A 24082-nucleotide genomic window follows, 5' to 3' on the forward strand; every position below is an offset into this window, starting at 1 on the left:
CCAGCCTCCCCGGTCATGCCAGCCGCTCCCGCAACAGGGCGCGGGCGCGCATCATCCGTGTCTTGACCGTGCCGGGCGGGATGCCCAGCAACCGGGCGGCCTCCCGTGTTGTCAGGCCGTCCAGGACAGTCGCCTGCACGACGGCCCGTAGCTCCGGTGACAGGCTCGCCAGTGCCGTCCCCACGTCGCCGTACTGGACGGCGAGCAGCACGTGCTCCTCGGCGGACGCCTCTACGCCGTCGAACGTCGTCAGCTCATGAGCCGGCGGCCGGCTACGCCGCAGCGCGTCGACCAGCCGGCGGATGCCGATCCCCCAGATCCACGCGGCGACCTCGCCCCGGCGATCCCACCGCCCAGCCGACCGCCAGACCGCCACGAACGTGTCCTGCACAACCTCATCGACAACCTCCGGCGACGCGCACCGCCGCCCGAGGCGCACCAACAGCCACGGCAGGTGCCGCCGATACAACTCGGCGAACGCCTCCCTGTCGCCATCGGCGATTGCCTCGAGGAGCTCTGAATCCGCCCGCGGATCCGGTGGTCGCGTCAGCATGCATGACCTCCCGGTATCGTGCGCATGACGCACGGTACCTCCAGGCCCCTCCGGGGGAGGCCAGGCAGCCGAACGAGGTAGCTCCCATCCACGCCTTGTTCGTCGTACCGAGCAAGGCAAACGGTTCACGGCAGCCGGTTTCGAACCGCCACACCCGCTGTCGGCGTCGCGGACATCCCCACCGACGACTCTCTCAGGCCATCGCGCAGCGACGATCCAGTCGATGCCGAGCTGTCAAGGCCAATGTGGCTCGGCTGGCCCGCCCGATCAGAACCAGCTAGTTGTTCGCTGTGTGCAGGGGATCTGGTCATGGGGCATCGCTGACTCGACGCCTGTAGGCCGACGGCGACTCCCCGCAGTGCCTGGCGAAGGATCGGGCGAACGCTCCGACGTCGTCGAATCCCACGGCGATGGACACCTCGAGGATCGAACCGTCCGGCTGGGCCAGCAGGGCCATCGATCGAAGGATGCGGGCACGTAGGAGGTAGCTTCGCCATGACATTCCCAGCCGAGCGTGGAAGTGCCGGCGCAGTGTTCGTTCCGAAACCCCGACTGCCCGAGTTACATCGGCGACCGTGACGTCGGCGAGGTGAGCTCGGGTGTAGTCGGTAACCGCTCTGACAAGCGGATCAGCCGAGACCGGCAAGCTCAGTGGCTGCTCGTCGTCCAGTGCCTCCGCGACGACGTACCCGAGAGCCTGGAAGAAGGAATCGGCCTCCAGCCCTGACTCGGTACGTGAGATCGGCCATCGCACTGAGTAGAGCATCATCTCGCGAAGCAGGGCGGAGACGGCGATGATCCGAACCCGGTCCCCGGCCGTCGGAACAAGCCGTGGCTCGAACAGCACCGCGATGGTACGCACATCGGCGTTCAACGTCGTCTGGTGCCGCAAGCCAGCCGGGATCCATGCTGCTTGGTGGGGTGGCAGGAGGTAATGACCAGCCTCGGTATTGACCTCTACGAGCCCTCGGCATGCGTACTCGATCTCGTGCACATCGTGGAGGTGCCAGCCAGTGCGCAACTGCTCACCTTCGTACACGGTGCTGCCGCCCAACCAGCGGCCGTTCTTCCGCAGATCCACCAGACCCGTGGTGGCCGTTTGGAACCGATCTTTGGCCGAATCAGCAGGGACGGTCATACCTCGGGGAGCCTACAGTGTTGCAGCAAGGCACCTCAGGAGAGGGAAACTGATGCGTACGCTGATTTACTCCATGTCCGTGTCGCTGGACGGTTACATCGCCGGCCCCGATGGCGCAATCGATTGGGCTGCGCCTGACGGAGAACTGATGCGGTTCCACAACGAGCAGACCAGAGAGCTCGTCGGGCATCTGTCCGGGCGAGGGCTCTACGAGGACATGCTGGGCTGGGAGACAGCCGAACAGATCCACACTGACCCAGTGGCCCTCGAGTTCGCTCGCTTGTGGACGGCGATCCCGAAGGTAGTGTTCTCGACCACGCTGACAAAGGTGGAGGGCAACGCCCGGCTGGCGCGGCGTGATGTCGCCGACGAGGTTGACGAACTGAAGAGTCAACCCGGCAGCGGCATCGTGTCCGTCGGCGGCGCCAGGTTCGCGGCTTCACTTGCCGAGTTGGGCCTCATCGATGAGTACCGGCTGTTCGTCAACCCCGTGCTGCTGGGCGGCGGCACACCGTTCTTCCCGCCACTGCCGAAGCGATTCGACCTCGAACTCATCGAGACCCGGAACTTCTCACAGGTCGTCTACCTGAGATATCGGCGGAGCTAGACTCCGCCCCCGCCAACACTCGCCAGCGTGCCCGAACCCGACACAAGGAGCCGAGGCCGGTATGTCCGGCCGCCATCCTCCGTGCAGGCTGCCGCCGCTCTACGAAAGCGCCGTGCAACACTCACCTGTGACCGAATGGGCACGGTGCAGAGTTTCTGGTCGGAGTCGTTTGATCAGGTTGGTAAGGCCGATCCGCTTGAACGCCTTGAATGTGCGAAGCGGTTATGCCGAATGCGCGTTTTTCCAGGCTCAGGCCTCGCCGGATTCATCCGCAGTCCGCCTTTGCCACTGGGCGGCATTTCTCTAGGTAGACAACAAGCCTGGAAGCGATCCGGCGGAGGACAAAAGCGTACGCCTGTATGGCAGACTGAGCCCATTGCCCGGTCAATGTCACTGGCAAGCGTCGACGTAGGCAGGATCGTGGAGTTTCGCGTACTGGGGCCGATGGAAATATGGGACAACAGGTCGCGAGTCGAGCTAAGAGCGGCCAAGCAACAGGCGCTCCTCGCGGCATTGCTGATTCAGGTCAACACTGTCATCGAGCCGGATCATCTGGTCGACATGTTGTGGTCTGGCGAGGCTCCGGCGACGGCCAAGGCTACGTTGCATTCGCTGGTCTACCGCCTCCGACGGACTCTCGCCACATCGCCGGATCCGCACGCGGCGGTGTTGAGCGGGAGCTCGCAGGGGTACATCCTGCGTGTCGTGCCGCAATCGGTTGATCTGTACCGGTTCGAACGGTCTGTCGCAGCCGGGCAACAGGCGCTCGACAGTGGAGATTATGGAGCTGCGTCCGAGCTGTTGGGGACCGCGCTGGAGCTGTGGCGAGGCGAAGCCTTCGCCGGTATCGAGGTCTCGGCAGTCCGGGAATATGCGAACGGGTTGGAGATGATGCGCCTGGACGCCACTGAGTGGCACCTGGCAGCCAATCTGCAGCTGGGAGGACGCCTGTCGATGATCCGCCAGCTGGAGTCTCTGACAGCGACGCACCCATACCGAGAAGGGTTCTGGGAGCTGCTGATGAGAGCGCAGTACCAGGCTGGTAGGCAGGCCGATGCGCTGGAGACGTACCAAAGGCTCTACCGGCTGCTCGACGACGACCTCGGCATCGAGCCAAGCCCATCGACGCGGGAGCTGCATCAGCAGATCCTCTCAGGTACGGCTGGCGCTACCGTCGCGCCTGTGGCACCGAGCCAGGTGGAGGACCTGGCGGAGGATCTGGCGGAGGAGCTGGCACCGGGCCCGCGAGAGAGCATCGAGCCACGGTCACTTCCGTTGGGCATCCGCGGTTTCGCCGGCAGAGTCGAGGAGCTGAAGACTCTTGACGCCCTGCTCCCCGATGCCGGCGATACGGCGCTGTCACCGCCGGCGGTCTTCCTGATCACGGGAACTGCCGGCATCGGAAAGACGACCCTCGCCGTGCACTGGGCTCACCGGGTTTCTGACTGTTTCCCAGACGGACAGTTGTACGTGAACCTCCACGGCTTCGCCCCGTCCGGAGGGGCTATGCGATGGTCCGAGGCGGTCCGCTTCTTCTTGGACGCCCTGGGCGTCATCCCGGCGCGGATTCCGCGCGAGCCGGTCTCGCAGGTCGCCCTGTACCGCTCACTGCTGGCTGGTAAGCGGGTGCTGGTGATACTCGACAACGCCGCGGACGAGGGACAGGTACGTCCCCTGCTACCCGCGTCGGTCGGATGTCTGGCCCTGGTCACCAGCCGCAGGCGACTGGGCGGGCTGGTCGCCGCGGAAGCCGCCCAACCGCTTGCTCTCGGTCCGCTCAGCGTCATCGAGGCGCACGATCTCCTGGTCCATCGCCTCGGCGGCGGGATGGTGACCGCGGAGCCGCAAGCCACCCGCGACATTATCGCCAACTGCGGGGGACTCCCGTTGGCCTTGGCCATTGTGGCGGCACGAGCCGCCACACACCCCGAGCTTCCACTGCACTCACAGGTCCGGCAACTGCGTGACTCACCGCCGAACCTCGATCCGTTCGGTGGTGGCGATCCTGCGACGAACCTCCGAACCGTGTTCTCCTGGTCCTACCAAGCGCTTCGTTCGGAAAGTGCCCGGCTGTTCCGGCTGCTTGGACTGCACCCTGGCCCCGACATCACCGTGCCGGCAGCGGCGAGCCTCACATCTACGTCCACCAAAGAGGTTCGAGCCCAGCTAGGCGAGCTCACCGACGCCCAGCTCGTCACCGAGCATCGACCCGGCCGGTTCGTTCTGCACGACCTGCTCCGCACGTATGCGTACGAACTCGCCCACAGCCAGCACACCGCAGCCGAGCGGCACCTCGCGATCCAACGGATCGCCCGTCACTACGCCGGCACAGCCTACGCGGCCGCCATGATCCTGGATCCGCGGCGACGTACTGACCTGGCTGGCCTCCTGCAACCGGATGGCCCGACGCAGCAGATCACCGACGAAGGACAGGCGATGTCATGGTTCGACGCCGAGCGGTCTGTGCTCTTGGCGGTTGTGTCTCTGGCGGCCTCCAACGGGCTGAGGGCACAGGTCCTGCAGTTGGTCTGGGCACTGAGCGACTTCTGTCAGCGCCGGGGTCTCTGGCACGACAAGGAGACCAGCTTTCGCATCGCGCTGGATCTGGCGCGACGACTGGACGACCAGGAGACGCAGGCTTGGGTGCACCGTGACCTTGGCAGGGTGTATGCGATGGTGGACCGTTTCGACGAAGCCGAGACACATCTGCGGCGAGCGTTGGAGATCGCCATCGCGTTGGGGGATTCGGAAGGACAGGGTGCCGCACTTCAGGATCTCGGCCTGGTACTGGGTAGACAGCAGCGCGATTCGGAGGCGCTCGACCACGACATGCGCGCGGCGGCGCTGTTTCGGGAGGCCGGATCGGCAAGGGCCGAATCCAGCGCACTGAACGCGATCGGCTGGCGTCTGGCTCAGCTGGGCGACTATCAGAATGCCCTGACGTACTGCCGGCAGGCACTGACGAAGCTGCAAGAAATCGGCGACGTCTTCACCCAACCTGACACCTGGGACAGCCTCGGCTACATTCACCATTTGCAGGGCGACTACCAACAGGCCACCGAATGCTACCGGCAGGCGCTCGATCTGTTCGAGAGACTAGGCCGCCGATACGGGCAGGCCGATACGCTCACCAGGCTTGGTGACACCCTCCATGCCGCAGATGATGTCGAGTCCGGTCGTCACCACTGGCGCCATGCCCTCGCCATCCTGAAGGAGCTTGACCATCCAGACGCCGACAAGGTCAAGGCAAGGCTGACAGACGGATCACGCAGGTACCCGTCCTGACGAGTTAGGCGCCTCACCCGAAAGGATTGCAGCTGTCACTACCGCGGCGCTGGCGCACCGATAGCGTCGACCAGAACGCCAGCGCCGCAGGCACGCATCTACGTGCAGGGAAGGGCAGGCTGTCTGAGGAGGCTGACGTCGATCTGGGTCAGGTTGATCCAACCCGCCACGCCGGTTGTGTTGTCGAGAGAATTGGCCCAGCTACTGCCGTTGGGCATCCCCATCAGGCAGAAGACGGTGACCGAATGCGGTGGCTCACAAGTGCCGTTGAGCGGCGCACTGGAAGACGGGCTGTTGCGAATTTCCGCTCCGGGGTGGCAGGTGCCCGTACTGGACACCGACGTCGCGGATACTCGCACTCCCGGCTGTGCGGCATTCGCCGATGAAGCAGCAACCGGTGTTAGCAGAGCCAGTGAAGTCAGTGCGAGGCCGGTCAGTGAGGAGCGGATCAGTTGACGCATCTTGATTCCCTTCTCTTCAGGAGAAACCACATTCAGGTGAGTGCTGGCATGCCGATGACCGAGCAACCCATCACCAGTTCGTGTGCGGCATCGATCTGCAGTAGATCTTCCAGTTTCTCGTCCTGGATCGCCGCGGTGAACGTGGTCCCGAGCCCGAGCGCGGCGGCCAGCAGATACACGGTCTGGCTGAGGTGACCTACGTCGACATGGAGCATGCGATAGGTGCGGGGGGTGGAATACTTCCACATGCTGCGCGCAAGCACGCTGGTGAAGAACACCACGCACCCACTGCCAGCCACCCATTCCTGGTCGCCCAGCAACTCCACGAGCTGTTCCATCGGCTGTGGTGGGCCGAGGAGCTCGAGTACGCCACGCTGGGTGTTGAGGTGATACAGCCCGGGCTCGAGCCCGCTGACTCGGTGCGCGTGGAGGTGGATCTCGGTGGGATGTCTGCCTCCACCGGACGCGGAGGTCTTGAACGCGGTCTGGGTGACCTGGTCGAGTTCGGTGATCCCGCCGCCCCAGTGCAGCAGCGCGCTGATCGACTCGAAGGACACAGGTTCACCGGTGAACCACCGGGTGCTGCGACGGCGTGACAGGACGTCCAGGAAGCCAGAATGGGACCACACCGCGGTCTCGGCCGACGCCAGCGGCACGCGGTGCGATGTCGGCACCTCCCGGCAGATCGGTGGTGGCGGTTCGTTGTCGAGACGTTGCCGCAGCCGCTGCTGGTTCTGCTCAGTGGTGAGGAACGGTTGGTCACGCAGGTTACGTGTCTCGGTATGAAACAGGGCGGCCAGTCGACCCCAGCGGCCCCAGCCGGCCTCGTTGGCGTCCTCGACACGGTGCCGCTGCGACCCTCGCGTTACAAGGATGTTGGCTGCACGCAGCCGCTCCACGATCGCGGCCAAGAACCGGGCGTGGTCGTCATCGCGTGCCCGCGACCGCAGCTGGCTCTGTGGCTGCCAGGTGGCGAAGCACCGCAGGACAGTGTCAGCGTCGGCTCCCAGGGCGAAGCGGCGATGAGCCAGTGTGTCGTACCAGACCAGCTGGTCGGCCTGCCGCAGCAGCAAACCACACGACGAGATCCTCAATTGTGGGTCGTCCACGTGCAGCCATATTCCGTAGTGGCTAATCGTTGTTCACTGGCCGTTCAGCCCAGCTGAAGGTGTCTCCGCGCTCCGAGAAGACCACGCAGCCAGTATTTCGGCGGTCTGAGGAGCCCAGCTGAGCAGCTGCTCCCCGAGCCTGTAGTCGGGCTCCTCGTCGGTCAGTTCGACGATCACGTTTTCCAGGGCCATCATGTTCATCGTGCGCTCCTGTCCGAAGGCAACCACAACGGCTGCGAAGTGGTTGTGAGTCAAATCGGCATTACCCGACCTACCGAGCCGCTGACAGCATTCGAAAGGCCAGCAGTCCTCACCTAGAGATCGCGATCGCGCCTTCTCATCCGCTACCTCCTGTCGCTCTGTCCGACTTTCCGGCCAGACTAGAGACCGTCTCTAGCGCCGTACTGGCGCACCGCGCCAGCGCCGACCTGACCCGGACTCAAGCGATAGCGCGCATGCGGTGCTTCGCGCCAGAACGGCGCTAGCCGGCCGGCCTACGTTGATGCGTGACCGAGCCGGGCACGCCCGCATTTCCGTCAAGTCGTGCTCGCCGTCGTAGGAATGCTGTGTATGGATCTCACCGAGGAGCCGGAACGTGCGAGCGTCCAGCCGCCAGATGGCGTCGCCGTGGCATAGTCGCGCGTTCACAACCTTCTGGATAGGCGACACGACTTCTCAGGTCGGCACTCAGGTAACGTTCGTCGCGCTGCCGCTGGTCGCCATGATCACCCTGGATGCCGACGCGAGTGAGGTGGGCATCCTCCGTTTTGCCGAATACCTTCCGTACCTGTTGTTCACGCTCCTGTTCGGCGTGTGGGCGGACCGGCGCCGGCGTCGGCCGTTGATGATCGGCTCGTATGTGCTTCGCTGCGTCCTCGTCGGTCTCGTCCCGTTGCTCGCAGCACTCGCACTGCTCCGGTTTCCCGTGCTGGTGGTGATCGCCCTCGGAATCGGCATGGGCGCCGCCTTGTTCGAAGTCTGCTGGATGTCATACCTGCCGGGATTGGTCCCCCACGAAGGCTTGGTCGACGCGATGGGGAAAGTGGCCACGAGCCACTCGGCCGCGGATGTGGCCGGGCCGGGATTGGGCGGATTCGTCGTCCAGCTCGTCACCGCGCCCTACGCCCTGTTGGTCGACGCGTTGTCGTACATGGTCGGTACGGCAGCCTTGCTGAGGATCCGATGGCCCGAACCCGATCCTCCCCGCCGTCAAGCGACGCCCAAGCAAGTCGTTCGGGAGCTGGTGGGTGGACTGCGGTTCGCGTTCACCGAGATCCACATCGTGGCGATCGCGGTGTCGGCCATGACCGGCAACTTCTTCGCCACACTGACCAGCACAGTCTTCTTGATCGCCGCCGTCGGCGAGCTTGGGCTCAGTCCCACTCTGCTCGGCGTCGTCTTGTCGTCGATCGGCTTCGGCGGCCTGCTTGGAGCCGCGCTCGCCAACCGTGTCGTCAGCCGATGGCCGCTTGGCCGGGTCTATGTGGGAGCGTGGATCGTGAGCGGCACCGCTGCCCTGGTGTTGCCGTTCGCGGTGGCCGCCGCGTTCCCAGTTGTCGTTGTGGTGACGATGTGCATGATCAGCTTCGCACTGGTTCAAGCCGCTATCGCCATCATCAACGTCCTGAGTGTCAGCATCCGCCAGGCGCTCACTCCGGACCAGTTACGGGCGCGCATGAACGCCAGTGTCCGCACTCTGGTGTTCGGCGCACTCCCACTCGGCGGCCTCCTGGGCGGCCTGCTGGCTGACGCGGTCGGCCCGCACAGTGTCCTCTGGTTGGGCGCGCTCGGCTACGCAGCCGGGATCCTGCCGATCCTCCGATCACCGATACCTCGCCTGCGAGCGATCCCCCGAGCACGCGGCGGGGACGGTACCCCGATTCGGCAACCAAAGAAGGGAGGAGACGAGTCATGATGACGCCGTACAAGCCGCGCCGCGACAACCACTGGTGATACACGTGCGAGGGAGTGCGTCTCCCTGGCCGCGACACGCGCGGCCAGGGCTCCTCGAGCAATGGAGCACAACTCCACAGCTGCTGATCCCAGGTGTACGCCGTTGTGACGAGGACCTCGGGCCGTGGGACTGGTCCCGTATGGGCATTCGACGGCGCCGGCTGAGCTCTATCAAGACGACGGCGTCACGTCATACCGTCTGGCTGCGGTGCTCACGCCAACCGTCCAGAAGGATGCCGCATCGAACCTGACTGTCCGGGTTGGCTATCGCTGGGTGACTGGATCCCTTCCGACGCCGTCGTCTTCTGCGACGGTGACCGCGCCGTACTGGGGTTTGCCGGCCGGCAGGTAGGTGTGGGCAACGGCTCCGCGGCTGGTGGTCTTGGTCTCGACCAGCTGCAGCGCGGTCGGGGACGTGCCCTCGGCGAACAGCCGTTTGCCGTTGCCCAAGACGACGGGGTGGATAAGCAGTCGGTACTCATCCACCAGATCGTGCCGCATCAGGGTCCGAATCAGTTCCGCGCTGCCGTGGACCTGAAGTTCGTTGCCCGGTTGATGTTTCAGCTCCGCGACCGCCTCGGCCACATGCCCTTGCAGTAGTCTGGAGTTGGTCCACTCCACCCGATCCAGGCTGGTGGACGCGACGTACTTGGGCAGCCCGTTCAGCCGGGTCGCCCGCGGATCGTCAGGGTCGGTGACCTGCGACCAGTACCCCGCGAACATCTCATAGGTCCTGCGGCCAAGCAGGAACGCGTCAGCCGCGGCGATCCAGTCTGCGGTGAGGCTGTCCAGGTCCTGGTCGAAGTAGGGCACCTGCCAGCCACCCTGCTCGAAACCGTCGTTCAGCCCTGGCTCGGGCGCTCCGTTGCTCTGCATCACGCCATCCAGCGTCAGATGGGACATCACCGTCAATCGCATCGCACGCTCTCCTGTTCAAGTGGGCACTTGGTTCTGCCGCAGGATCAGACCGCCAAGGCACCGAAAAGTCATCGGTCATCCAATGGCGCCCGGATCGGCACCGGTCTGGTCTCGGTCCGGGTTGGTGACCGGAGAGCGGACGTCGTGCTGTGGAATGGACACCGGCCACCCTAAGGGCGGCAAGACCATGGTTTACGGGAGTCCTACCGCTCGCGACACCTGTCCGGAACCTCCGCACCACGACCGCTCAGATGCGTCGAGCTACAGCACCTTCTAGTGTTTCGCACAGTCTGTCTCGTTATCGAGATCGCTTGCTGATTGTGGATCTGGTCCTTCACCGGTCCAATAGGTGCCAGAGCGAAGGTTGCGGGGGATGTCCGACGGCTGGAATGACATCCCCGTTTCGGCCTGCCGAGTGTCAATCGCTATGTCGATCTCGTCCGTTGAGGCGATCGCCAGCGTGCCTTGCACACGTTCGAACTCGCGTTGGCTTCCAAGGTGGAATGTCCCGCGTCGAACGGCTTCTGAACGAGGCTTGCCAGCGCGGACCAGAGCAGGCTTGTCCGCTTCTCGTCTTCGACACGGTAGACACGAACCGCGACAAGCTCGTCGCCCTCGCACATGCCGACGTGGATCACAGAGCCAACGCTATCTCTGCCTACTCCGACCGCCGGCCCGAGAGGATCAGCCATGAAGCATCCGGCAAGCACCACCACGAGGACAGCCACGCCGAATCGGCCGGACACGATCTCGATGAGCTCACCGTCACCACCGTGCTCGACGACGATGTCGGTGACGAGCTTCTCGCGTTGCAGGCGACTCGACGGGTGAAGGTGGTCGAGCGCACCTTCTGAGGGCCGGAGTGTCGACGAACGTCGCGTTCAGGCTGCCTCGGTTGGATACGGACGCAGTTGGGCCGAATCGAGATGGCGGCGTGCCGCGGCGACGGCGAGGCGAGCGTGTTCCTTGGCGCCGACCTGCGCCACGTTGGTCGCGTGGGGGATTTCGAGGGCGTACGGGATTCCGGCCGGCAGGGCGGCGAGGATGCCGTGTACGTCGATTCCTCCCTCGCCGGGAAACAGGCGCTCGAAGCGGGCGGTGTAGATGAGCCCGGCTTCGGTGGTGGGCACCTCGGCCGGAGCGTCACACACGTGGGCGAAGTGGAACCACTCCGACGGCAGGTCACGCAGGTCGTCAAGGCTGGATCCGGAGCGCGCGAAGTGGAGGGCGTCGACCAGGATGCCGGCGTTGGGCTGGCCGGCCGCGCGCAGGACGCGGGTGGCCTCGGTGAGGTCGGGTGTCTGTGTCCACGACGGGAACTCGAGGTCGATGGTGAGGCCGAGCGGCCTGGCCATCTCACACAGCCGCGCGAATCGTTCGGTCTTGCGGCCGAAGTCCGGGTCGGGCAGCTGGGCGATGACGTGGCGCGCGCCAAGCTCGGCACCGGCTTCGAGGAAGCGCAGGTAGCTTCGCGGATCGGCAGTCGGGTCGATCCGGGCCAGCTCGACGTCGAGGACCTCGACGCCGGTGGCCGCGAGCCGGACCTTGGTCGTCCGCATCAGGGCAGGGTCGGTGGCGAGTGGGTAGTGCGGCTCGTGCGGGGTGACCCGGGTCAGGCGCAAGCCGACGTACCGGTAGCCGGCGTCGGCGGCGGCTCCGACCAACTCGGGCGGGGACAGGCTCAGCGCTGTCAGGTGTGCCAATGAATAGTCGTGCCGCTGGTCGCCCTCGGGCAGCACCTGAGACGGCACTGACGACGGATGTTTCAGCGTGACCAGCCGGCTCCGGCGGTGCGCTGCCATGCGTACAGCGACGCCGTTGGCCGCGCCGTAGCCGGCGTACTCGCCAGTTCGCTGCACCACTTCGAAGAACACGCGCGAGCCTGCCAGCTCGGTGTAGAAGTGCAGAAACTCGCCACCCGCGTCGCGGTCGTAGAGAACCGAGTAGGCCCGCATCGCCGCGAGCAGGTCTGGTGACAAGTCCAGCCGGGCTTCGAGGTCGTCGTAGTAGTTGCCGGGGATCGCCAGCAGCGGCGCGCCGATCGCCCGCATCGCCATCGCGCTCGCGATCGCGTCGTGGGTGGTGAAGGCGATGTGTTGCGGGCTTGGTACGGCCGGAGCCCAGTCGCCTCGCCGCAACGGTGCCGTGTTGAGCGTGATCCGGACATGGTGAGCCGGATCGGTCGCTGCCCGGCTACGGATCAGCCCGAACGGCGCGGGGATCTCGCTGGCGGGGTCTGGGCGCAGTCCGAGAACCGAACGGTAGAAGAGCACCGCCTGGTCGAAGTCGTCGACCTGCTCAGTGAACGAGACGTGGTCCGTCCCGGTCACCAGGTCGCCGCGGCGTGGTGTGTTGCCGGTGGGAGCGAAGTCGTCGAGCCAGTTGTTGTCTCCGCCGGTCCGGCAGAAGAAGACGGCAGTTCCGTCGGGTGCGGCCACGGATGCCAGGTCCGCCTCCCCACCTTGCCGGGTACGCGGCAGGACTGGAGCCAGCAGACGCTCCGCCCGCCGCGCGGAGGCGGACGGGTCAGAGCTCTCCACGGCCAGTGCGCAGATCCCCGCAGTGCTGGCCGGCACCGCCCGTTGCGGCGCGTAGTTCAGCAGGATCCGGGCGGCACCCTGTTGCCACAGCTGCACCGGCTTGGACAGATGTTGCCCGGCGTGGGTGAATCCGAGCGCGGTCAGTGTGCGCGCCACGGCCGGGCCAGAGACGTCGTCCACAGCCAGCTCGGTAAACACGTGCCCGCTGAGCTCGGGCGCGGGTCCTGGGCCGACCGCACCGACCATCTCCTGTAGCGCGATCAACGAGCGCATAGCGTCGATGGCGACGTGCCGTGGATCTGCCTGCCGGTAGACGTCGTTGAACACCTCGAGGGAGAGCGGGCCGTCGTATCCGGTGGCCAGGACGTGGCTGACGAACTCGGCCAGGTCGAACGAACCCTCGCCGGGGAACAGCCGGTGGTGCCGGCTCCACTCGCGTACGTGGGTGTCGAGTCGTGGCGCGTCGGCGAGCTGGAGGTAGAAGACCTTCGAACCCGGCACGTGCCGGATCCCGGTGGGGTCGTCGCCACGGGCCAGCACGTGGAAGCTGTCGAGGCACAGCCCGAGCGCAGGGTGGTCGCCGCGCTGGACGATCCGCCAGGCGTGCTCGTAACTGTTCACGTGCCGCCCCCAGGCGAGGGCTTCGTAGGCGATGCGCAGGCCACGTCGAGCGGCTCGATCGGCCAACGTGTGCAGGTGTTCGGCGGCGAGGTCGTCGTCATCCGTGGCGTCGGCGGCCGTGGACGAGCAGACCAGCATCGTGCCCGCGCCGAGCTGCTCGAGCACGTCGAGCTTCCGCTCGGCACGGCGCAGGTTCGCCTCGAACAGCCCGGGCGGGACGGCCTCGAAGTCGCGGAACGGCTGATAGAGGTCGATCGACAGGCCGATGGCGGCGCACTCCTGCCGGATCCGCGCCGGCGACCAGGGCGACACGATCAGGTCGTCCTCGAAGATCTCGACCCCGTTGAAGCCCGCCGCGGCGGCAGCGGTCAGCTTGTCCTCCAGCGTGCCGGACAGGCAGACCGTCGCGATCGCCAGGCGAGGACTCCGCGACGGCCTCTCGGCGAATCCTGTCGTGCCAGGTTCGGTGGTGAGCATGGACGTCTCACTCCCAGCGTCGACGTAATGTACGAACTAGATACTTAGTTATACGCCAACGCGCCGATAGGGGGAAGAGCATCCGGGGTTCATCGGCAGAAGGGCGCCATCCCCAGGGCGGACTTGATCCCGCCGAGCAGGTGCTGGCGGAAGTACTGGTCGCCTTCCAGCGGCTCGCCGGTCCACGCCTTCACGTCGTGGCCGAGCGTGGTGACCCAGGCCTTGCCGCCGTCGTAGTACTGGCACCAGCTGACCGGATGATGCTCCCCATGCCCCGGATGGCCGAGACCGCCGCGCACACCGCGCGCGAGCGTGCTCTCGTCGACCTCGAGCAGCACCCGGACACGCGTGGGATAGGGGATGAGGTTGTACCACTCGTCGGTGAAACCCCAGCGTTCCGGCAGGCCGCGAGTGGAGGCGTCGCGCCGGCCCACGGTCTCGACGACGCCGGCCTGGTTGGCGGCGTGGTCGTAGAAGTTGGCGTTGCCCAGCAGGCCCTCGTACCACGGCCAGTTGTACTCGGTTCCGAACGCGTTGTGCACGCCGACGAACGCGCCGCCGGCGCGGATGTACTGGCGCAGCGCGGTCTGGGCGGGGTCGTCGAGCGTGTCGCGGGTGGTACTGAGGAACATCACCGCGTTGTACGACAGCAGCCGGCCGGCCGAGGACAGCTGCGTGACGTCCTCGGTGTAGTCGACGGCGAAGCCGTTCTCCTCGCCGAGCTCGACGACCGCCCGCTGGGCCACGTTGTCGGCGTTCAACGGCGGGTTGAGCCCCGGCTCGAGCGGCGTACCGAGGTGCGCATGGCGAGGCCCGGCCGTTCGCGAGTAGACCAGCAGCCGGTAACCCTCGGCCGGGTCGAAGTTGCCCCAGTCGTGGTAGCACCGGACGTCGGTGCCGCGGCAGACGCCGTAGTCGGGGTCGCCCAGATTCCCCGCCGCACTGTGGTCGGCTGGACTCGCCGTTGTGCCCACAGCGGGATCGGGAGCGAGGCAGATGCCCAACAGCAAGGTGACGAGCGCGAGGCGCATGGAGACCTCCTGAACCACTAAATGGACCATGTGATCCGAACAGTGGTTTGAACGTAATCGTTGACCGCGGTCCGGACAAGACCTATCGTGCGTCCATTGCTTGGTTCTTCGAGTCCACCTGGTGGACCAATCGAGAGGACGGTCATGCTCCGTCGACGGGACCTACTCGCGAGCGCCGTCGCCGCGACCGCGTTCGTCCAGGCCGGTACGGCCGGCGCCGCCCCGCCTGCCCCCACGACGACTGGGAACCGGCCGGACCTTCCCGGCCGGGACTTTCCCAAGGTGGGCGGCAACCTCGGCAACCAGAACTTCACCACGCTGCGCCGGGTCCATCGCGGCAACGTCGGACGGCTCAGGGGTGCCTGGGTCAACAACATCGAAGGCGGGGCGATGGCGGGCAACAGCCAGGGCACCGCCATCGCCGTCGACGGTGTGCTCTACATCGAGTCGGCACTGGGCAACGTGACCGCGGTCGACGGCCGCACCGGCGCGGTCAGGTGGAAGTACACCCAGACCAGAGGGCCAGTCACCCGCCGGGGAGTGGCGGTCGGCGCGGGCAAGGTCTTCACCTGCGGCAACGACAACTGGGTCATCGCGTTGGACCAGCGGACCGGCCAGGTGGTGTGGGAGCGGCAGCACAACGGCTACGGCAACCTGGAGAAGGTGGCCGTCGTCCACCACGACGGCCGGCTGCACTGCGGCACCAACGACGGTCCGCGCGGGGCGGCGCTCTGCTTCGACGCCGAGACCGGTGACCTGCTCTGGCATTTCTGGGGCGCGGCGGGGGCGGGCGAGTTCGGCGGCGACACCTGGGAGGGTCAGTCCGCGCTGACCGGCGGGGCGACGCCGTGGATGCACTGCGCGATCGACCCGGACCTGGGCCTGGTCTACTGGACGTTCGGCAACGCCCGGGGCAGCCGTTCCTCCCAGGACGGCTCGGAGCGCGGCGGCCAGAACCTGTTCGCCAACTCGATCGTCGCGCTGGACCTCGCGACCGGCACCTACCGTTGGCACTTCCAGTCGATCCACCACGACATCTGGGACATGGACAACGTCATGGCCCCGGTCCTGGTCGACGCTCCGATCAACGGGAGGATGCGCAAGCTCGTCGTCTATGGCAGCAAGTCCGGCATGCACTACATCCTCGACCGGCGGAACGGCTCGGCGCCGCTGGGCATCGACGAGCGGCCCGTGCCGCAGGAGCCGAGGCAGCAGACCTGGCCGACCCAGCCGTTCCCGCGTCAGGGCGGTTGGACCGAGCAGGTCCCCGTGCTACAGCCGCTCGGCACCGAGATCCCCGGCGACCCGAACCGGGCTGTACCCAACTTCACCATCGGGCGGTTGTTCACGCCGCACTGGGACGAGCCGATCCTCACCATCCCGGGCCACGGTGGCGGCGCGGACTGGAACCACCAGTCCTTCAGCCACAGCACCGGGCTGGTCTACACAGGATTCGGCTACGTGGCCGCGGCGCATTCGCTCACCGAATCGTCCAACGGCCTGCGTCCACCCGGCGAGTACATGACCGGCGGCATCGTCGCCGTCGACCCGCGCACCAACCGCGTCCGATGGAAGAAACGCATGCCGTACTCACTGGCGCACGGCAACGGCATCCTCACCACCGCCTCGGATCTGCTGTTCATCGGCCAGCCTGATGGCAACCTGCTCTGCCTGGACGCACGCGACGGCCGCGAGGTGTGGCGCTGGCAGACCGGTGCGGCGGTAAGCAGCAGTCCGATCGCCTACGAGGTCGACGGCGAGCAGTACGTCGCGGTCTACGCCGGCGGCACCAGCATCCCTTACGGCGACTCGGCACCCAGGGGCGATCACCTGTGGGCGTTCAAGCTGGGCGGCAAGCAACCACCTGCGGCCACCCCGTCCGCGCCCGTCGTCCGGCGCCCTGTGCAAGGCGAGCCAGTCGAGGGCAGCGCCGTCGACAACACTGTGTTGCTCGGCCGGGTCTCGGGCCAGACCACGGAGTCCTTCGCGGTGAACGCCGTGACGCCGACCCACCTGCGAGTGCCAGTAGGGACGACGGTCACGTTCGTCAACCCGGCCGACAACCTCCAGGTCCACCGGGCGACGCAGTTCTTCGAAGGGCTCTTCGACGTCGTGCTGAAACCGGGCGAGTCCTTCCAGTGCACGTTCACCGAGCCGGGCGAGTACTTCTTCAACGACGGCCGCCCCGCCGGGAAAGTCGAGGTCTACTCCGGGGTCTCGAGGTAGGTCGGCAGGATGGACGGCGGCAGGGGCCCTTTGTTGCGGCGCCCCTGCCCCGACTCCTCCCAGGCGTGCGCGAGGATCCCCACGCTGCGGCTGAGTACGAACAGCCCTCTGGCGAGTGGTGCGGCGAACCCGAGCTCGGCGTAGACCACCGCGGTCGCGCCGTCGATGTTCATCGGGACCGGATGGATCATCTCCTCGACCCGGAGCGCCGCGCGGAGGTGGTCGCCGGCTACGACGCCGTCGGCCACCGCTTCGGAGACCAGAGCGAGCAGGGGGTCGCGACGCGGGTCGTGAGAGTGGAACCGGTGTCCGAAGCCCGGCAGGTAGCGATGGGATGCGCGCCACCGGGAGACAGCCTCGTCGCCGTCCACGACCACGTCGTCGAGGAGACGCACGCACTGCTCGCCAGCCCCACCGTGAACGTCGCCGAGCAGGTTGACGCCAGTGGCGACGGCGTTGTTGAGGCCGACGCCGCAGGTGATCGCCATCCTGGCGACGGCGATCGACGGGGCGTGCGGCCCGTGGTCCACGGCCGCGACGAGCGCCGCCTCCAGCAACGCCGCCTGCCGCACGGAAGGAAGGTCTCCACGGAGCAGGAGCCAGACCATCTGAGCGAAGCCGACCTGGCCGATCAACTCCTGAACCGGCCGGCCACGCAACTCGATCCGGTTGGGTTCGATCCGCGAGACCGCGGTTCCCCACCAGTCGGCAGCCTCACTCATGTGCCGTCCCATTGTGTTGGCCCAACAGGGGTGGCGGGTCCGAAGGCCGCAGGGCGGCACCATCGAGGAGTACGCCGTTGCCCGCGACGCGCAGGACACGGTCCGACCCGTCTGGGAACTTCAGGTCGGTAAGGAAACCACGATGGTGTAGCTGCTCCAGTGAAAGCGCCTCCGCAACGGTGAGGATGCGAGCCGCCGGTACTCCGGCCGGCGCGAGCAGTTCCTCCCACTCGCGCGCGCTCCTGGTCCTCAGCGCCTCGTTGAGTTCGACGTTGAGCGCCGCGCGATGCAGCTTGCGTGCCTCGCGCGCGGCGAAGCGCGGGTCGGACGAAAGGTCCGGGCGGCCGACGACACGGCACAGGGTCTCGAACTGCTGCTGCTGGTTGGCGGCGATGTTGAGCGGACCGTCGGCCGTCTCGAACGTGCCGGACGGGGCCGCGGTGGCGTTCTGGTCGCCCATCGGCTCCGGTTCGATGCCGCTCACCAGGTAGTTGGAGACCGCCCAGCCCATCGCGGAGATCGAGGCCTCCAGCATCGACAGGTCGAGGAAGCAGCCGCGGCCCGTACGGTGCCGGCCCGCAAGGGCAGCGCAGACGGCCAGCGCGGCCATCAACCCGCCCACCGTGTCGCACACCGGGAAGCCGACACGCAGCGGTGCGGTGGCCGGCGTGCCCGTGACACTCATCATGCCGGACAGCCCTTGGATGATCTGGTCATAAGCGGGCGCCTGGCTCATCGGGCCGTCCTGACCGAAGCCGGAGATCGCGCAACAGATCAGGCGGGGGTTCAGCTCGCGCAATCGCTCCCAGTCGTAGCCGAGCCTGGCGAGCACGCCCGCCCGGAAGTTCTCCAGCAGGACGTCGGCCGCACTGACCAGGCCCTCGAACTCCTGCCTGCCCGACGCAGACTTCAGGTCGATCTCGACCGACTGCTTGCCGGCGTTCTGCGCGAGGAACGACGCACCGAGGCCGGCCGCGTTGAGCCCCGACTCGGGACCGAGGTGCCGCGCGAGGTCGCCGACCCCGGGCATCTCCACCTTGGTCACCTCGGCACCGAACAGCCCCAACTGGTAGCTGCAGTACGGTCCAGCGAGGACGTTGGTCAGGTCGACGACCCTGACCCCAGAAAGCGGCAACTGCGGCGGCTCCTGCATTCACACGCTCCAGAGATGATGGTCGAGCCCTCGCTCCGACATCCGCTTGGCGACGTCACGCAGATCGGCCGCGAACTCCTGTACGCGGTCGTCGGTGAACCGCACCGTGGGCCCGCTGAGCGTGAGCGCGGCGACGATCTGTCCAGCGCCGCCAGTCACGGGGACGGCCACCGCCGACGTGCCCTGCTCGCGTTCTCCGTGGCTCACGGCGTAGCCGTCGGCCGCGGCCTGCGCGATCCGCTGCCGGAGCACGTCCACGTGGTCCTTGCCGTGCGGAGAGGTCCGGCACACTCGCGCCAGCACCGCTTCCGACGCGTCCCTGAGCAGGATCTTCGACGAAGCCCCACCCCACATCGGCAGCTCGTCACCCACCCGTACGACGTGCCGGAGCGGGAGCGTGCTCTCCTGCTGGGCGATGCAGACCCGGTGGATTCCCCTTGCCACGTAGAGATTGACCGTCTCGCGCTGTCGGCCGCCCAGCTCGCGCATGAGCTGCGTCGCCTCCGGAGGCAACTCCCAGGCTCGCTTGGCCAGGTGCGCCCACCGCCAGAGCGCGGGACCGGCGGTGTAGCCCTTCGACGTGGCCCACAACAGCCCCATCTGCTCGAGGGTCTGCAGCAGGCGCAGCGCCGTCGTCTTGGCCAGACCGGTCTCGTCGACCACCTCGCGGATAGTCAGGCTCGGACGGTCCTCGGTGAACAGCGACAGGATGTCGAACGCCCGCTGGACGCTGCGTACACCGGATTCCGCGGAGCCGTCTCTCATGCCGACGAAGCCTAACACCGGAATCCACGTAGCGGATCAGATGAGCCACTAAATGGACCTTGCCAGCCGCCGTGGCGGACGTCTACGGTGAGGTGAACCAGACTACGAACTATCTGGACCGTTCATCAGACGCGCGAAGGTGGGGTGGACGTGGTTTACGAAGCCGGATGCCTGGTCGCCGGTGAGTGGGTGACCGATGGCCCGAAGGCCGATCGTCTCGGCCCGTACGTGGGACAGACGGTCAGCCGAGCGCGGACGGCGCAATCCGAGGACATCGCGGCCGCTCGGGCCTATGCGCGTGAGAGCGCCAAGCCGGTCGGCCGCCTGGCTCCGGCCTCTCGCGCGGCGATCCTGGAGCGAGCCGCCGCCCTGGTCGGCGAACGGATACACGACTTCGCCCGGCTGATCGCGCTGGAGCTCGGCAAGCCGCTGAAAGACGGCCGCGGTGAGATGGTCCGGGTGGCCGACACGCTCGCGGTCGCGGCCGCCGAGGCGAGAGCGATCGGCGGCGAGACCTTGCCGGCGGCCGGCTGGGACCGGGGCGTGGGCCACACGGCTTTCACCCATCGTGCCCCTGCCGGGCCGGTGCTGGCGATCACGCCGTTCAACGCTCCCGCCAACCTGCTGGCCCACAAGCTCGCGGCCAGTTTCGCCGCGGGCAACACGACCATCGTCAAGCCACCACCACAGGCGCCGGCCGTCTCGACTGAGCTCGTCAAGCTGCTGCTGGACGCGGGTATGCCGATCGAGGCCGTGCAGGTGCTGCACGGTGGTGGCGAAGTCGGTGCAGCGCTGTGTGCCGCGCCGGAGATCGCGGTGGTGAGCTTCACCGGAAGCGCCGCGGCCGGCGCGGCTGTGGCCCACGCGGCCGGTCCCAAGCGGGTGCTGCTGGAGCTGGGCGGGAACGCCGCGACCATCGTCTGCGAGGACGCCGACATCGGTGCCGCGGCAGCGATCTGCGCGCGTACGGGCTACAGCAACTCCGGCCAGAGCTGCATCTCCGTCCAACGGGTCTACGTGCAGCGCGGCCGGTTCGACGCGTTCGTCGACGCGTTCACCACCCAGGTGAAGGGCCTGGCCGTGGGGGATCCGCTCGACGAGAGCACCGACGTCGGCTCGATGGTCGACGACGCGGCCGCCGAACGAGTGGTCCAGTGGAGCGCTTCGTCCGGCGGTACGGTCACCACCGGCGGCAGCCGGACGGGGGCAGTCATGGCGCCCACCGTCGTCGCCGCACCGGATCCGGACGCAACCCTCGTCAAGGAGGAGGTGTTCGGCGCCTGCGTCGCCGTCCTGCCGTACGACGGCTTCGACGACGTGATCGAGACCTGCAACCGGAGCAGGTACGGCCTGCAGGCCGGGCTGTTCACTCACGACGTCCGGCGCATCGTCCAGGCCTGGCGCGAGCTGGAGGTCGGCGGCCTGGTCGTCAACGGCTCGTCGAACTTCCGCCTCGACCACGTGCCCTTCGGTGGCGTCAAGGACTCCGGTATCGGCCGGGAGTCGCCGCGCTGGATGGTCGAGGACTTCACCGTGACCAAGACCCTCCTGCTGCGGGGGATGTCGATCTGGGGAGAACAGTGAGCACCGCCGCGGAAGCGCTCGTCGCGCAACTCGAGGACCTCGGCGTCGAGATCGTGTTCGGCACCTGCGGGCACACCAACATCGCCGTGCTCGACGCCTTGAGCCGCAGCTCGATCCGGTTCGTCATCGCGCGCCACGAGCAGGCCGCGGCCCATGCGGCCGACGGTTACGCCCGGGCATCCGGCCGGCCGGGAGTCGTGCTCGTCCATGTCGGGCCTGGGTTGACCAATGCGGTGACCGGCGTCATGACCGCCGCACTCGACTCCGTGCCGCTGGTCGTCATCGCCGGCGACATCCCGTCGTACTTCCGCGGCCGGCACCCGCACCAGGAGATCAACCTGCACACGGATGACGACCAGGCCTCGATCTACCGGCCGTTCGCCAAGCGGGTGTGGAACGTCCACACGCCCGCGGATCTCGGCCGGGCGGTCGAGCGGGCGTTCTGGACCGCGACCACGGGCAGGCCGGGCGCGACGCTGGTGAACGTGCCGATGGACGTGTTCTCCCGGCCCGGGGCGCCATACCCGGAACGAAGCCACGCCGACCGGCCCGACCTGCCCGCGACCACCGCCGAGCGGATCGCCGCCACGCTGGCGGCGGCCGAGCGGCCGCTCGTCTACGTCGGCGGCGGGCTGCGGTCGGAGACCGAGGCCCTGCTCCGCCTCGCCGAGCACTTCGATGTTCCTCTCACGCACTCCCTGATGGGCAAGGGCGCGGTCCCTGACGCCCACCCGCTGGTGATGGGCATGACCGGGTTCTGGGGGCTCGAGCTCACCAACGACTACGCGCGGCAGGCCGATGTCGTGCTCGCCCTGGGCACCCGTTTCGCCGAGACCGACGCCAGCTCCTGGGATTCTCGATTCACGTGGGATTTCGACGCCAGCACACTCATCCAGATCGATATCGACCCGGCCGAGTTGGGTCGCAGCTATCCCGTGGCGATCGGCGCGACCGCAGATGTCGCGCTGGCCGTCAAGGCGATCGCGGCCGCGGCCAAGTCGCACCCGGCCAGAGATCGTCCCGAACTCCGGGAACAGATCCGAACGGCCCGCGCCGGCCTGTTCGCCGCCAGCCGGGAACGCGGCCGAAGCGACGCGTTCCCGCTCCGGCCCGAGCGCATCCTGTCCGACCTGCGAGCGGTCCTACCGTCAGACGCCGTCCTGGTCACCGATGTCGGCTGGAACAAGAACGGCGTCGCGCAGTGCTACGAGCTACCGGCCGAAGGGCGGTTCATCACTCCCGGCGGCGCGTCCACAATGGGCTTCGGCCCGGCCGCCGCAGTAGGTGTACAGCTCGCCGAGCCGGACCGAACGATCGTCGCGTTGATCGGTGACGGCGGCATGAGCGCCCAGCTGCCCGCCATCTCCATGGCGGTCGAGCACGGTGCACCCGTGATCTTCGTCGTGATGAACAACCAGTCGCACGGCACGATCTCCGACCTGCAGACCACGTTCTTCGGCCGCAGCCACGGCTGCGACTTCGCCGCCAGCCCCGACTTCGCCGCACTCGGAGTCGCCTGCGGGGCGGACGGCTATGCCATCACCGCTCCACAAGAGCTCGGTACGGCACTGCGCCAGGCCGTCGCGAACCGGCGCCCGGCTGTCATCGACGTCCCCATGGTCAACGAACCGGTGCCAACCCCTGGGCACTGGAACATCAAGGACATCTACCAGGGCGTCTTCCCCGACTGAAACCGTTGCCCGATCGATATTCCCCTCACCGACTTCCGACGTTATAACTAACGTACTAGTTCGTGAATAAGTACTCACCACTTCAGAGGTGACCATGCGTTCCGCAAGACTGCCGATCACCGCAGCGGCGTTGGCCGCGCTGCTCGCGCTCGCCGCCTGCACTCCGCCGGGCGCCACTACCGAAGAAGAAGGCAAGGCAACCGGGCCGATCAAGATCGCCAATGTCAACGCGCAGAGCGGCCAGCTCAGCTCGCTCGGCAAGTGGGAGTCCAAGGGTGTGAAACTGGCCATCGACGAGGCCAACAAGGCGGGCGGAATCAACGGCCGCCAGATCAAGCTCGACCTCTTCGACGACCAGGGCGACCCGACCGTTGGCACGAACCTGGCCCGGAAGATCTCCTCCGAGGGTTACGTCGCGATGCTCGGCACCGCCGAGAGTGCCGTCACGCTGGCGATGGCTCCGATCCTCAAGACCAGCAAGATCCCCAACATCACCTCGGGTCAGTCGCCGAAGCTCGCCGAGCTGAAGAGTCCCTTCCTCTTCCTCAACGCGCCGACCAGTGTGACCTTCGACGAGACGCTGGCCACGTACCTCGTCGACGAACAGGGCCACAAGAAGATCGCCCTGATCAGCAACAACGGCGCGTACGGCTCCGGTGAGCACGATGCGTTCCTCGACTCTCTGAAGCAGCGCGGAGTAACGCCGGTCGCCGACGAGGTGGTCACCCCCGAGCAGAAGGACTTCAACAGCAATCTGGCCAAGATCCGTCAGCAGAACCCCCAGGTGCTGTTCGTCGGCGCCGAGGAGGTCCAGTCGGGACTGATCGCCAAGCAGGCGCGCGAGCTCGGCATCAAGGCGGTCTTCGCCGGTGGCGCGCCAATGGGCACCGACGTCTACATCGACACCGCCGGTGCGGCGAACGCCGAGGGCTCGGTGGTCAGCTCGCCCTATCTCAGCAACGAGGAAACCGCTGCCAGCAAGGAGTTCGCGGCCAAGTACAAGGCCGCGTACAACGAGGAGGCCGAGGCCCACGGCGCCAAGGCGTACGACGGCGCGTCGATCCTCATCGAGGCACTCAAGCAGACCAATGGTGAGGGCGGGCAGAAGCTGGCCGACGCCATCCGCGACGTCAAGCGCGACGGACTACTCGGCACCTACACCTACGACGAGTTCGGCGTCGGCATCCACGAGACCAAGATCGGACTGGTCAAGGCCGGCAGGGTCGTCGCCGGGGCAGCGAGCTGACC

General features: G+C 67.0%; 19 protein-coding genes. 8 read left to right on the forward strand and 11 right to left on the reverse strand.

Going from position 1 to position 24082, the window contains the following annotated elements:
• Window positions 1-13: 13 nt before the first annotated feature.
• On the reverse strand, window positions 14-553 hold the full coding sequence (locus ACYVF6_RS33475; RefSeq protein WP_460527086.1) for an RNA polymerase sigma factor: 540 nt from the start codon (window positions 551-553) through the stop codon (window positions 14-16).
• Window positions 554-860: 307 nt separating this feature from the next.
• The gene (locus ACYVF6_RS33480; RefSeq protein WP_460527088.1) at window positions 861-1634 is read right to left on the reverse strand and encodes an AraC family ligand binding domain-containing protein; all 774 of its coding nucleotides are present in this window, start codon (window positions 1632-1634) and stop codon (window positions 861-863) included.
• Between the two features lie 109 nt (window positions 1635-1743).
• Here ACYVF6_RS33480 and ACYVF6_RS33485 point away from each other — a divergent pair, with 109 nt between their 5' ends.
• Together ACYVF6_RS33485 and ACYVF6_RS33490 are read left to right on the forward strand one after the other, a co-directional pair.
• Window positions 1744-2298, forward strand: a complete 555-nt coding sequence (locus ACYVF6_RS33485) for a dihydrofolate reductase family protein (protein ID WP_460527090.1) — start codon at window positions 1744-1746, stop codon at window positions 2296-2298.
• Between the two features lie 420 nt (window positions 2299-2718).
• Window positions 2719-5583, forward strand: coding sequence for an AfsR/SARP family transcriptional regulator (locus ACYVF6_RS33490; RefSeq protein WP_460527092.1), 2865 nt, complete (start codon window positions 2719-2721; stop codon window positions 5581-5583).
• A 98-nt stretch (window positions 5584-5681) separates the two neighbouring features.
• On the opposite strand, the gene ACYVF6_RS33495 is transcribed toward ACYVF6_RS33490, so the two are convergent.
• From ACYVF6_RS33495 to ACYVF6_RS33505, 3 genes are read right to left on the reverse strand one after another with little or no spacing between them, the layout of a single operon-like run.
• Window positions 5682-6044, reverse strand: coding sequence for a hypothetical protein (locus ACYVF6_RS33495; protein ID WP_460527094.1), 363 nt, complete (start codon window positions 6042-6044; stop codon window positions 5682-5684).
• A 32-nt stretch (window positions 6045-6076) separates the two neighbouring features.
• On the reverse strand, window positions 6077-7153 hold the full coding sequence (locus ACYVF6_RS33500) for a nitroreductase family protein (RefSeq protein ID WP_460527096.1): 1077 nt from the start codon (window positions 7151-7153) through the stop codon (window positions 6077-6079).
• Window positions 7154-7186: 33 nt separating this feature from the next.
• Window positions 7187-7354 (reverse strand): hypothetical protein, encoded by a 168-nt coding sequence (locus tag ACYVF6_RS33505; protein WP_460527098.1) that lies wholly within the window; start codon window positions 7352-7354, stop codon window positions 7187-7189.
• 415 nt (window positions 7355-7769) lie between these two features.
• On the opposite strand from ACYVF6_RS33505, the gene ACYVF6_RS33510 reads away from it, so the two are divergent.
• On the forward strand, window positions 7770-9068 hold the full coding sequence (locus ACYVF6_RS33510) for an MFS transporter (protein WP_460527209.1): 1299 nt from the start codon (window positions 7770-7772) through the stop codon (window positions 9066-9068).
• A 302-nt stretch (window positions 9069-9370) separates the two neighbouring features.
• Here ACYVF6_RS33510 and ACYVF6_RS33515 read toward each other — a convergent pair whose 3' ends face one another.
• Window positions 9371-10024, reverse strand: coding sequence for a dihydrofolate reductase family protein (locus ACYVF6_RS33515; RefSeq protein WP_460527100.1), 654 nt, complete (start codon window positions 10022-10024; stop codon window positions 9371-9373).
• Window positions 10025-10527: 503 nt separating this feature from the next.
• Here ACYVF6_RS33515 and ACYVF6_RS33520 point away from each other — a divergent pair.
• On the forward strand, window positions 10528-10878 hold the full coding sequence (locus ACYVF6_RS33520) for a hypothetical protein (RefSeq protein WP_460527102.1): 351 nt from the start codon (window positions 10528-10530) through the stop codon (window positions 10876-10878).
• Between the two features lie 27 nt (window positions 10879-10905).
• On the opposite strand, the gene ACYVF6_RS33525 is transcribed toward ACYVF6_RS33520, so the two are convergent.
• Window positions 10906-13662, reverse strand: coding sequence for a TIM barrel protein (locus tag ACYVF6_RS33525; RefSeq protein ID WP_460527104.1), 2757 nt, complete (start codon window positions 13660-13662; stop codon window positions 10906-10908).
• Window positions 13663-13751: 89 nt separating this feature from the next.
• Window positions 13752-14693: a ThuA domain-containing protein gene (locus ACYVF6_RS33530; protein ID WP_460527106.1), complete on the reverse strand. Its 942-nt coding sequence runs from the start codon at window positions 14691-14693 to the stop codon at window positions 13752-13754.
• 144 nt (window positions 14694-14837) lie between these two features.
• On the opposite strand from ACYVF6_RS33530, the gene ACYVF6_RS33535 reads away from it, so the two are divergent.
• Complete coding sequence (locus ACYVF6_RS33535) at window positions 14838-16919, forward strand: outer membrane protein assembly factor BamB family protein (RefSeq protein ID WP_460527108.1); 2082 nt, start codon at window positions 14838-14840, stop codon at window positions 16917-16919.
• On the opposite strand, the gene ACYVF6_RS33540 is transcribed toward ACYVF6_RS33535, so the two are convergent.
• From ACYVF6_RS33540 to ACYVF6_RS33550, 3 genes are read right to left on the reverse strand one after another with little or no spacing between them, the layout of a single operon-like run.
• Window positions 16898-17641 (reverse strand): citryl-CoA lyase, encoded by a 744-nt coding sequence (locus ACYVF6_RS33540; RefSeq protein ID WP_460527111.1) that lies wholly within the window; start codon window positions 17639-17641, stop codon window positions 16898-16900. The two genes, ACYVF6_RS33535 and ACYVF6_RS33540, sit on opposite strands and share 22 nt — an antisense overlap.
• Window positions 17634-18794, reverse strand: coding sequence for a CaiB/BaiF CoA transferase family protein (locus ACYVF6_RS33545; RefSeq protein WP_460527113.1), 1161 nt, complete (start codon window positions 18792-18794; stop codon window positions 17634-17636). The genes ACYVF6_RS33540 and ACYVF6_RS33545 overlap by 8 nt, the downstream gene beginning before the upstream one ends.
• A complete protein-coding gene (locus ACYVF6_RS33550; protein ID WP_460527115.1) occupies window positions 18795-19559 on the reverse strand; it encodes an IclR family transcriptional regulator in 765 nt (254 codons plus the stop codon). It lies immediately after the preceding gene.
• 150 nt (window positions 19560-19709) lie between these two features.
• On the opposite strand from ACYVF6_RS33550, the gene ACYVF6_RS33555 reads away from it, so the two are divergent.
• The 3 genes from ACYVF6_RS33555 (at window position 19710) to ACYVF6_RS33565 (ending at window position 24080) form a co-directional block, all read left to right on the forward strand.
• Window positions 19710-21143 (forward strand): aldehyde dehydrogenase family protein, encoded by a 1434-nt coding sequence (locus ACYVF6_RS33555; protein WP_460527117.1) that lies wholly within the window; start codon window positions 19710-19712, stop codon window positions 21141-21143.
• Window positions 21140-22834 carry a thiamine pyrophosphate-binding protein gene (locus ACYVF6_RS33560; RefSeq protein ID WP_460527119.1) on the forward strand — a complete coding sequence of 565 codons (1695 nt, stop codon included), beginning with the start codon at window positions 21140-21142 and terminating at the stop codon, window positions 22832-22834. The genes ACYVF6_RS33555 and ACYVF6_RS33560 overlap by 4 nt, the downstream gene beginning before the upstream one ends.
• A 94-nt stretch (window positions 22835-22928) precedes the next feature.
• The gene (locus ACYVF6_RS33565) at window positions 22929-24080 is read left to right on the forward strand and encodes a type 1 periplasmic-binding domain-containing protein (RefSeq protein ID WP_460527121.1); all 1152 of its coding nucleotides are present in this window, start codon (window positions 22929-22931) and stop codon (window positions 24078-24080) included.
• Window positions 24081-24082: the final 2 nt, after the last annotated feature.

This window comes from Flindersiella endophytica (genome assembly GCF_054779015.1).

Coding starts and splice junctions, on each gene's coding strand:
- ACYVF6_RS33520 (WP_460527102.1), top strand. CDS start 10,528: ATGTCCCGCGTCGAACGGCTTCTGAACGAGGCTTGCCAGCGCGGACCA.
- ACYVF6_RS33525 (WP_460527104.1), bottom strand. CDS start 13,662: ATGCTCACCACCGAACCTGGCACGACAGGATTCGCCGAGAGGCCGTCG.
- ACYVF6_RS33535 (WP_460527108.1), top strand. CDS start 14,838: ATGCTCCGTCGACGGGACCTACTCGCGAGCGCCGTCGCCGCGACCGCG.
- ACYVF6_RS33530 (WP_460527106.1), bottom strand. CDS start 14,693: ATGCGCCTCGCGCTCGTCACCTTGCTGTTGGGCATCTGCCTCGCTCCC.
- ACYVF6_RS33495 (WP_460527094.1), bottom strand. CDS start 6,044: ATGCGTCAACTGATCCGCTCCTCACTGACCGGCCTCGCACTGACTTCA.
- ACYVF6_RS33550 (WP_460527115.1), bottom strand. CDS start 19,559: ATGAGAGACGGCTCCGCGGAATCCGGTGTACGCAGCGTCCAGCGGGCG.
- ACYVF6_RS33540 (WP_460527111.1), bottom strand. CDS start 17,641: ATGAGTGAGGCTGCCGACTGGTGGGGAACCGCGGTCTCGCGGATCGAA.
- ACYVF6_RS33515 (WP_460527100.1), bottom strand. CDS start 10,024: ATGCGATTGACGGTGATGTCCCATCTGACGCTGGATGGCGTGATGCAG.
- ACYVF6_RS33565 (WP_460527121.1), top strand. CDS start 22,929: ATGCGTTCCGCAAGACTGCCGATCACCGCAGCGGCGTTGGCCGCGCTG.
- ACYVF6_RS33475 (WP_460527086.1), bottom strand. CDS start 553: ATGCTGACGCGACCACCGGATCCGCGGGCGGATTCAGAGCTCCTCGAG.
- ACYVF6_RS33505 (WP_460527098.1), bottom strand. CDS start 7,354: ATGAACATGATGGCCCTGGAAAACGTGATCGTCGAACTGACCGACGAG.
- ACYVF6_RS33545 (WP_460527113.1), bottom strand. CDS start 18,794: ATGCAGGAGCCGCCGCAGTTGCCGCTTTCTGGGGTCAGGGTCGTCGAC.
- ACYVF6_RS33510 (WP_460527209.1), top strand. CDS start 7,770: ATGGCGTCGCCGTGGCATAGTCGCGCGTTCACAACCTTCTGGATAGGC.
- ACYVF6_RS33485 (WP_460527090.1), top strand. CDS start 1,744: ATGCGTACGCTGATTTACTCCATGTCCGTGTCGCTGGACGGTTACATC.